The sequence below is a fragment of the Devosia sp. genome (assembly GCF_041917035.1).
Lineage (GTDB): Bacteria > Pseudomonadota > Alphaproteobacteria > Rhizobiales > Devosiaceae > Devosia_A.
In genome coordinates this window covers 18,745-27,156 of sequence record NZ_JAYRYM010000028.1, presented here as the reverse complement: position 1 = coordinate 27,156, position 8,412 = coordinate 18,745, and the positions used below count along the sequence as shown (strand labels likewise).

The window sequence follows — 8,412 nt, the reverse complement described above, 5'->3', positions numbered from 1 at the left end:
GATGGCCTGGCGCAGGGCATCGGTGACGAACACCGTCACGTTGCCGCGGGTGGGCGTCGCCGGCGCGGCCAGAAATTGGTAGGGACTTGCTTCCATCCTCATGCTAACATGTTAGTTGGACCGGTGAGCAGTTTCAACCGGTCCCAGCTTGTGGCGCTCCGGCCGGTCCGTCGCAAGCCGGATCGGCACCCCATGCCGGTTTTCCCATGCGAAGCGCTGCCAACCCCGAAGGTTCTCCATGACAGACGTGATGTCCCGCTCCGCCGCCGCGACCCTGCTGCTCAATGCGCAGGACAATGTCGCGGTGGCGCTCGTCAATCTCGATGCCGGCGCCGCCACCGGGCAGGATGTCGCCACGCTGCGCCGGATCCCGAAGGGGCACAAGTTCGCGGTCCGTCCGATTGCGGCCGGCGGACCGGTGATCAAGTTCGGTCAGATCATCGGCTTTGCCAGGGAAGCCATTGCGCCGGGGGACTGGGTGCATGAGCACAATTGCTCGATCGGCGAGGAGCACGGTGCCTTCACACGCGACTACGCGTTCTGCGAGGGGGTGATCCCGGTCGAGTTCGTCGAGTCGTCGCGACAGGCGACGTTCGAAGGGTACAAGCGCTCGAACGGCGCGGTGGGAACGCGCAACTACGTGGGCATCCTCACCTCGGTGAACTGCTCGACCACGGTGGCGGGTTTCATCGCGCAGGAGATCGAGCGCTCCGGCATCCTCGACGACTACCCCAACATCGACGGCATCGTCGCGCTCAAGCAGGCCAATGGCTGCGTCGTCGACTATCGCGGCGTGATCTTCGACACGCTCAAGAAGACCACCTGGGGCTATGCCACCAATCCCAACATGGGCGGCGTGATCATGGTCGGGCTGGGCTGCGAGGGGTTCCAGATCCCCCGGCTCAAGGAGGCCTACGGGGTCACCGAGAACGAGACGTTCCGGACCATGACCATCCAGGAGAGCGGCGGCACGAGGAAGACGGTCGAGAAGGGCGTCGCCGCGGTGCGCGAGATGCTGCCCGTGGTCAACGATATCCGGCGCACCACGCAGCCGGCGTCGGAGATCATGCTGGCGCTGCAGTGCGGCGGTTCGGACGGCTATTCCGGCATCACCGCCAACCCGGCCCTGGGCGTTGCCGCAGACATCCTCGTGCGGCATGGAGGCACGGCGATCCTGTCCGAGACGCCGGAGATCTACGGGGCCGAGCATCTGCTCACCCGTCGCGCCCGCAGTCGCGAGGTCGGCGAGAAACTGGTCGACATCATCCACTGGTGGGAAGACTACTCGGCCCGCAACAACATGGAGATGAACAACAATCCCTCCCCTGGCAACAAGCTCGGCGGACTGACGACGATCCTCGAGAAGTCGCTCGGCGCCGCTGCCAAGGGCGGGACCACGCCGCTCAATGCGGTCTATCACTATGCCGACCCGGTGACCGAGAAGGGCTTCGTGTTCATGGATACGCCGGGCTACGACCCCGTATCGGCGACCGGGCAGGTGGCCGGCGGCGCCAATGTGCTGGCCTTCACCACCGGGCGCGGCTCCGCCTATGGCTGCAAGCCGACCCCGTCGATCAAGATCGCCACCAATTCGGACATCTACCACCGGATGATCGACGACATGGACATCAATGGCGGCGAGGTGGTGGAAGGCTCCTCGCTCGAGGCCAAGGGGCAGGAGATTTTCGAGGAGGTTCTCGCCGTCGCATCGGGCAAGAAGACCAAGTCCGAACTGCTCGGCTATGGCGACAACGAGTTCGTGCCCTGGCAGATCGGGGCGACCATGTGATGACCAGAGCGGTCCGCGCGATCGTCCGCGGCACCGTTCAGGGCGTCGGCTTTCGCGCCTTCGCCGTGCGCGAGGCGGAGCGGCTCGGGCTCGACGGGTGGGTGCGCAACCGACGGGACGGCACCGTCGAGGCGGTGCTCTCGGGTGACGCGGCGGCCGTCGACCGCATGCTGCTGGCGCTTGGCGTCGGACCGCCCGGGGCCAGCGTGGTCAATGTCCGCTCCGTGGCGCACGCGGAACCGGTCGCACCGGGGTTTTCGGCGCTGCCGACCGAGTGATTCGGCGGTCCGCTGCGCCGGCGGCCGAACGACGTTCCGATTCCGCGTGTCGCGGCAATCGCTTCGACTGTCACAATCGGTCGCGCAACCGTCATGCTCCCGGCATGCCACGTGGTTAACAAGTGGTTGCGGCCAACCGGCCGACGTCGCGAGGAGGCCCGCCATGCCCGCGTTGCAGTCCCTGGCGCCGCCGGCCGCTGCCGGCATGCGTTCGACCACCGGCCAGTCGCTGGCCGTTCACTATGATGTCCGGTCCAATACCGTGTCGTTCGCCGAATACGACCGGTTCTCGGCGCCGCTGCGCTCGGGCGGGGTGCCGGCGCGCAGCGACGTCCGTCAGCGGCTCGACGCGGCGGCGGAGCGCTCGAAGCCGCGTCGCCGCTGAGCCGTCAGGGGCGGCCGGCCCCGTTGGCGGCGACATAGATCGAGTGCAGGCTCTGCGTCGCGCAGATGAACAGCCGGTTTCGCCGCGGGCCGCCAAACTCGACATTGGCCACGGTGTCCGGGGTCAGGATCTTGCCCAAGAGCACGCCGGAGGGGCCGAAGCAGTGCACTCCGTCACCGGCAGAGGTCCACACGTTGCCTGCGGTATCGAGGCGGAAGCCGTCCGGCAGCCCGGTATCGGTCTCGCAGAAGACGCGGCCATTGCCCACCGTGTTGTCGTCGCGCACGTCGAAGACGCGGATGTGCCGCGGCAGGTCGGCGCCATGGCTGAAGGCGCTGTCGGCGACGTAGAGCAGCTTTTCGTCGGGTGAGAAGGCGATGCCATTGGGGCGCACGAAGTCGTCGACCACCACCCGGAGTTCCCCCGTCGCCGGGTCGAGACAGTAGACGTAGCAGCCGTCCTGCTCGAACGCCCCCTTGTAGCCCTCGTAGTCGGAGAGGATGCCGTAGCCGGGGTCGGTGAACCAGATGGTGCCATCCGACTTCACCACAACGTCGTTGGGCGCGTTCAGCCGCCCGCCGCGATAGCGGTCGGCCAGGACGGTGATCGAGCCGTCCAGTTCGGTGCGGACCACGTTGCGGGCGCCGTGCGAGCACGAGACCAGCCGGCCCTGACGGTCGCGGGTGTTGCCGTTGATGTAGGTCGAGTTGTGGCGATAGACCGACACCCCGCCGTCGGGTGTCCAGCGCAGCATGCGGTTGTTGGGGATGTCCGACCAGACCAGTTGGTTGGCGTCGCCGAACCAGCACGGGCCCTCGGCCCAGCGGCAGTCGGCGTACAGCGTCTCCAGCTTGGCGCTGCCCTGGACCAGAAAGGTGAATTCCTTCTCGTGATGCTCGTAGATGCCGGACATCGTGCCTCTTCCCCCCGCGACTTGTGTCGACTTGAATGCGCCGCATCCAACAGCAAGAATTGCAGGGCGGCAAGCGACTTGCACCGCCGCATGCGGCATCCTACGCCAACCGCCGGAGAGAACGACCATGACCATCGCTGCCGCACTTGCCGAGCGCCTCAAGGATCCCACCCTGCTCCGGGCAGCGGCCTATGTCGACGGCTCCTGGCAGGAGCAGGCGGCGGATGGCAGGCGGTTCGAGGTCACCAATCCGGCGAACGGGGAGATCGTTGCCGGGCTGCCGGACTGCGGCGTGGCCGAGGCGAAGCAGGCCATTGCCGCCGCCGCGGTGGCGCAGGAGAACTGGGCCAGGCGGACCGGCAAGGAACGGGCCGGGATCCTGCGCCGGCTCCATGACCTGATGGTCGCCAATGCCGACGACCTCGCCGCCATCATGACGGCCGAACAGGGCAAGCCCGTCGCCGAGGCGCGCGGCGAGGTGCTCTACGGTGCCTCCTATGTCGAATGGTTCGGCGAGGAGGCCAAGCGCGTCTACGGTGACACCATTCCCGGCCACCAGCCCGACAAGCGCATCATCGTCATCAAGCAGCCGGTGGGGGTGGTGGCGACGATCACGCCGTGGAACTTCCCCAACGCCATGCTGGCCCGCAAGATGGCGCCGGCGCTGGCCGCCGGTTGTGCGGTGGTGTCGAAGCCGGCGGCGGAGACACCGCTGTCGGCCATTGCGCTCGCGGTGCTGGGCGAGCGGGCGGGGTTGCCGGCGGGGCTGTTCAACCTGCTGCCCTCGACGCAGTCCTCGGCGATCGGCAAGGAGTTCTGCGCCAACGAGACGGTGCGCAAGCTCAGCTTCACCGGTTCGACCGAGGTCGGCCGCATCCTGATGCGGCAGGGGGCAGACCAGATCAAGCGGCTCAGCCTCGAACTGGGCGGCAATGCGCCCTTCATCGTCTTCGACGACGCCGATCTCGATGCCGCGGTCGAGGGGGCGATGGTGTCGAAGTATCGCAATAACGGCCAGACCTGCGTGTGCGCCAACCGCATCTACGTCCAGGCCGGCGTCTACGATGCCTTCGCCGAAAAGCTGGTCGCGGCGGTCGGCAAGCTCAAGGTCGGCGACGGCTTCGCGTCCGGCATCACCACCGGGCCGCTGATCGACGGCAAGGCTATCCAGAAGGTCGAGAAGCACCTGTTCGATGCGCTGGACAAGGGCGGCAAGGTGGTTGCCGGCGGCAAGCCCCTCGGCGGGCTGTTCTTCGAGCCGACGGTGGTGGTCAACGCCAGCGCCGACATGCTGCTGGCGCGCGAGGAGACGTTCGGGCCGCTGGCACCGCTGTTCCGCTTCGAGACGGTCGACGACGTCATCCGGCTCGCCAACGCCACCGAGTTCGGCCTCGCCTCCTATTTCTACGCCCGCGACTTGAGCCGGGTGTTCAAGGTGGCCGAGGCGCTCGACTATGGCATGGTGGGCATCAATACCGGTCTGATCTCGACCGAGGTGGCGCCGTTCGGCGGGGTGAAGCAGTCCGGGCACGGCCGCGAGGGATCGAAGTACGGCATCGAGGACTATCTCGACATCAAGTACCTCTGCCTCAGCGTCTGAGATCGATCAGTCCCGCATTGGTCGGGCGAAAGCCACAGGCGGTGTAGAAGGCCGCGAGTTGCGGTTCGTAGTCGACGTGCAGCCACTCGGCACCGCGCTCGCGAGCCGCATCGGTGACACGGCGGACCAGTTCGCGACCGATGCCGCACCGCTGGTAGTTCACGTCCACCGTCGGATCGAGCAGGAAGGCATGGCCGCCGCCGTCCCAGGCGACATTGACATAGCCCACGAGCCGCTCGCCGTCATAGGCGCAGGCATGCACCAGGCTGCGTGGCAGGATCCGCCCCAGTTCGCCGGTCCATGGCTGCCCGCAGGACGAGGCCCAGATCGTGGCCAGGTCCGCGTCGGTGGGGAAAGGATCGAGGCGATAGGCGATCACTGCGCCCGGCCGCTCTGGTGAGCGTGGCTGCCCTCGAGCCCGGCGATGATCGGGCAATCCGGACGATCGCTGCCATCGCAGGCGTCGGCGAGCCCGGCAAGGGTGGTGCGCATTTCCATGAGCAGAGCGATGCGGCGGTCGAGGTCGGCGATGTGGTTCAGCGTGAGCGACTTGACATCGGCGCTCGAGCGCTGCGTGTCGCCCCACAGGCGCAGCAGGTCGCGGATCTCCTCGATCGAGAAGCCGAGATCGCGGGCCCGGCGGATGAAGCCGAGGCGGTGCACGTCGTGGTGTCCGTAGTCGCGATAGTTGCTTTCGCGCCGATCGGCACCGGGGATGAGACCGATCGCCTCATAGTGCCGGATCATCTTGGCCGATACTCCGGTCAGCCGTGCCGCCTCGCCAATCTGCACCGTCAAGTCCCTCTCCTAGGGCTTGACCTTACCATCATGGGAAGGTGCAGAACAGGCCGCAATCGGATAGGAGCCGGGCCAACAGGAGCCTGCCATGGATCACTCACAGCACCAGAGCCAGACTGTCGCTGGCGCAGTCACTCGCGACCCGGTCTGCGGCATGACCGTCGACCTGGCCAAGACCCCGCACCGTGTCACGCACGAGGGCCGGGAGATCGGTTTCTGCTGCGCCGGCTGCCGGACGAAGTTCGAGGCCGAGCCGGCGAAGTACCTTTTTGCCACCGACCCGGTCTGCGGCATGCAAATCGACCGCACGACGGCCAAGCACATGCTCAAGCATGAGGGAACGCGCTACTATTTCTGCTGCGAGGGGTGCCAGAAGAGCTTCGAGGCCGAACCGCAGAAGTACCTGAACCAGACGCCGTTCGAACTGCCATTGCCGGGCGCCAGGTCCGTCGCATCGGCAACGGGTGCCCACGCGCACCCCCATCGGCACCACTCGCAGGCCGGCCCGACCGCCGCGACGCCGGCGGCCGTCGGCCAGTGGACCTGTCCCATGCACCCCGAAATCGTCAAGGACGGTCCGGGCGACTGCCCGCTCTGCGGCATGGCGCTCGAGCCGATGATGGCTTCGCTGGACGATGGCCCCAACCCCGAACTCGTCGATTTCACCCGGCGCTTCTGGGTCAGTCTCGCACTGGCTGTCCCCGTGCTGGTTCTCGCCATGGCGCCGATGGTCGGGCTGCCGCTGCGCGAGCTGATCGGCGAGACGGCGGCGCGCTGGCTCGAGTTCGTGCTGGCCTCTCCGGTAGTGTTGTGGGCCGCCTGGCCGTTCTTTCGACGCTTCTGGTCCTCGCTGGTCAATCGCTCGCCCAACATGTGGACGCTGATCGGACTGGGGGTCGGTGCCGCCTATCTTTTCTCGGTGGTGGCGCTGCTGTTTCCGGGTGTCTTCCCGATGGACATGACGCATATGGGTGGGGTGCCGCCCGTCTACTTCGAGGCGGCCGCGGTCATCGTGGCGCTGGTGTTCCTCGGCCAGATCCTCGAACTCAGGGCCCGCGAAGAGACCGGGCGGGCCATCCGGGCGCTGCTGGACCTGGCGCCCAGGACGGCGCGGCGGGTCTGGCAGGGCCGCGACTACGAGGTGCCGCTTGCAGAGGTGCGGCCGGGCGACTGGCTGCGGGTGAGGCCGGGCGAAGCCGTGCCGGTGGATGGCGTGGTGATCGAGGGGCAGTCCTTTGTCGATGAGTCGATGCTCACCGGCGAGCCATTGCCCGTCGACAAGAGCGAGGGCACCGACGTCACCGGCGGTACTCTCAACGGCACCGGCAGCTTCGTCATGAAGGCGACTCGGGTCGGCGCCGAGACCCGGCTCAACCAGATCGTCGACCTTGTCGGCAAGGCGCAGCGCAGCCGTGCCCCGATTCAGGGCCTCGCCGATCGCGTCGCCAACTGGTTTGTCCCCCTGGTGGTTGCGGTGGCGCTCGTCGCCTTCGTCGCCTGGTACGTGTTCGGGCCGTCGCCGCAGTTCTCCTACGCCATGATCGCCGCCATGAGTGTGCTGATCATTGCCTGCCCCTGCGCGTTGGGCCTTGCCACGCCGATGTCGGTGATGGTCGCCACCGGTCGCGGTGCGCGCGCCGGTGTCCTCGTCAGGGACGCGCAGGCGCTCGAGTTGTTGTCGCGGGCCACGACGCTGGTCGTCGACAAGACGGGCACCCTCACCGAGGGACGGCCGACGCTGGGGCAGGTCATTGCCGTCAAGGGAGTCGATGAGGGCTTCGTGCTGGCGGTTGCGGCGGCGCTGGAACGCCCGTCCGAGCATCCGATCGCGACCGCCATCGTCAGGGGCGCCGAGGAACGGGGCGCAAGACGTTACGACATGACGGGATTTGCCTCCGTCACCGGTCGCGGCGTCAGCGGCCGGATCGAGGGCAAGGAGGCGCTTGCCGGCAATCTGGCGTTTCTCAGGCAAGCCGGCATCGCCGTCGAGGGAAAGCTGGAAGCACTGGTCGCCGAGCAGGCGCGCACCGGGCGCACCGCTATCCTCGTCGCCTTCGATGGCGCGCCGCTCGGGGTCGTCACCGTGTCCGACCCGGTCAAGGTCGGCGCCCGCGATGCCGTCGCTGCGCTGCAGGCCGATGGCATCGAGGTGATCATGGCGACCGGCGACGCTGCCGGAACGGCTGAGGCGGTGGCGCGGGAGGTCGGGCTCTCGCGCGTTCATGCCGGGCTATCGCCCGAGGGCAAGCATGCGCTGATTGCTGATCTGCGAAAAGCCGGCAAGGTCGTGGTCTTCGCTGGCGACGGCATCAACGATGCACCGGCGCTGGCGGGCGCCGATGTCGGCATCGCCATGGGCACCGGCGCCGATGTCGCCATCGAATCAGCCGGGATCACGCTGCTGAAGGGCGACCTCTCGGGCATTCTCAAGGCCCGCCGCCTGTCGAAGGCGGCGCTCGGCAACATCGTGCAGAACCTGGCCTTTGCCTTCGGGTACAATGCCCTCGGAGTGCCGGTCGCCGCCGGTGTGCTCTACCCGATCACCGGCTGGCTGCTGTCACCGATGATCGCGGCAGCGGCGATGGCGCTGAGTTCGGTCAGCGTGGTGGGCAATGCCCTTAGGCTGGCTCGGCACAGGCTGTGAGGGTG

8 protein-coding genes are annotated in these 8,412 nt (G+C 67.5%); 5 read left to right on the top strand and 3 right to left on the bottom strand.

Going from position 1 to position 8,412, the window contains the following annotated elements; translation table 11 throughout:
- Window positions 1–238: 238 nt before the first annotated feature.
- From ACE3TU_RS05385 to ACE3TU_RS05375, 3 genes are all read left to right on the top strand, one after another.
- Window positions 239–1,789: a UxaA family hydrolase gene (locus ACE3TU_RS05385; protein ID WP_374621205.1), complete on the top strand. Its 1,551-nt coding sequence runs from the start codon at window positions 239–241 to the stop codon at window positions 1,787–1,789.
- On the top strand, window positions 1,789–2,067 hold the full coding sequence (locus tag ACE3TU_RS05380; RefSeq protein ID WP_374621202.1) for an acylphosphatase: 279 nt from the start codon (window positions 1,789–1,791) through the stop codon (window positions 2,065–2,067). Before ACE3TU_RS05385 ends, ACE3TU_RS05380 begins: the two co-directional genes overlap by 1 nt.
- A gap of 163 nt (window positions 2,068–2,230) precedes the next feature.
- Window positions 2,231–2,452 (top strand): hypothetical protein, encoded by a 222-nt coding sequence (locus ACE3TU_RS05375; protein ID WP_374621200.1) that lies wholly within the window; start codon window positions 2,231–2,233, stop codon window positions 2,450–2,452.
- Window positions 2,453–2,456: 4 nt separating this feature from the next.
- Here the strand turns inward: ACE3TU_RS05375 and ACE3TU_RS05370 are convergent, their stop codons facing one another.
- Window positions 2,457–3,365, bottom strand: coding sequence for an SMP-30/gluconolactonase/LRE family protein (locus ACE3TU_RS05370; protein ID WP_374621197.1), 909 nt, complete (start codon window positions 3,363–3,365; stop codon window positions 2,457–2,459).
- A gap of 127 nt (window positions 3,366–3,492) precedes the next feature.
- Between ACE3TU_RS05370 and ACE3TU_RS05365 the strand changes: the two genes are divergently transcribed.
- On the top strand, window positions 3,493–4,965 hold the full coding sequence (locus tag ACE3TU_RS05365) for an NAD-dependent succinate-semialdehyde dehydrogenase (protein ID WP_374621194.1): 1,473 nt from the start codon (window positions 3,493–3,495) through the stop codon (window positions 4,963–4,965).
- On the opposite strand, the gene ACE3TU_RS05360 is transcribed toward ACE3TU_RS05365, so the two are convergent.
- Both ACE3TU_RS05360 and cueR read right to left on the bottom strand, forming a co-directional pair.
- Window positions 4,955–5,344, bottom strand: a complete 390-nt coding sequence (locus ACE3TU_RS05360) for a GNAT family N-acetyltransferase (protein ID WP_374621192.1) — start codon at window positions 5,342–5,344, stop codon at window positions 4,955–4,957. The two genes, ACE3TU_RS05365 and ACE3TU_RS05360, sit on opposite strands and share 11 nt — an antisense overlap.
- A complete protein-coding gene (cueR, locus tag ACE3TU_RS05355; RefSeq protein WP_374621207.1) occupies window positions 5,341–5,757 on the bottom strand; it encodes a Cu(I)-responsive transcriptional regulator in 417 nt (138 codons plus the stop codon). Before cueR ends, ACE3TU_RS05360 begins: the two co-directional genes overlap by 4 nt.
- Window positions 5,758–5,851: 94 nt before the next feature.
- Here cueR and ACE3TU_RS05350 point away from each other — a divergent pair, with 94 nt between their 5' ends.
- Window positions 5,852–8,407: a heavy metal translocating P-type ATPase gene (locus ACE3TU_RS05350; RefSeq protein ID WP_374621189.1), complete on the top strand. Its 2,556-nt coding sequence runs from the start codon at window positions 5,852–5,854 to the stop codon at window positions 8,405–8,407.
- Window positions 8,408–8,412: the final 5 nt, after the last annotated feature.

What these genes read in the sequence shown, in the direction of transcription:
- ACE3TU_RS05385 (WP_374621205.1), top strand. Translation starts at nt 239, where the DNA reads ATGACAGACGTGATGTCCCGCTCCGCCGCCGCGACCCTGCTGCTCAAT.
- ACE3TU_RS05380 (WP_374621202.1), top strand. Translation starts at nt 1,789, where the DNA reads ATGACCAGAGCGGTCCGCGCGATCGTCCGCGGCACCGTTCAGGGCGTC.
- ACE3TU_RS05375 (WP_374621200.1), top strand. Translation starts at nt 2,231, where the DNA reads ATGCCCGCGTTGCAGTCCCTGGCGCCGCCGGCCGCTGCCGGCATGCGT.
- ACE3TU_RS05370 (WP_374621197.1), bottom strand. Translation starts at nt 3,365, where the DNA reads ATGTCCGGCATCTACGAGCATCACGAGAAGGAATTCACCTTTCTGGTC.
- ACE3TU_RS05365 (WP_374621194.1), top strand. Translation starts at nt 3,493, where the DNA reads ATGACCATCGCTGCCGCACTTGCCGAGCGCCTCAAGGATCCCACCCTG.
- ACE3TU_RS05350 (WP_374621189.1), top strand. Translation starts at nt 5,852, where the DNA reads ATGGATCACTCACAGCACCAGAGCCAGACTGTCGCTGGCGCAGTCACT.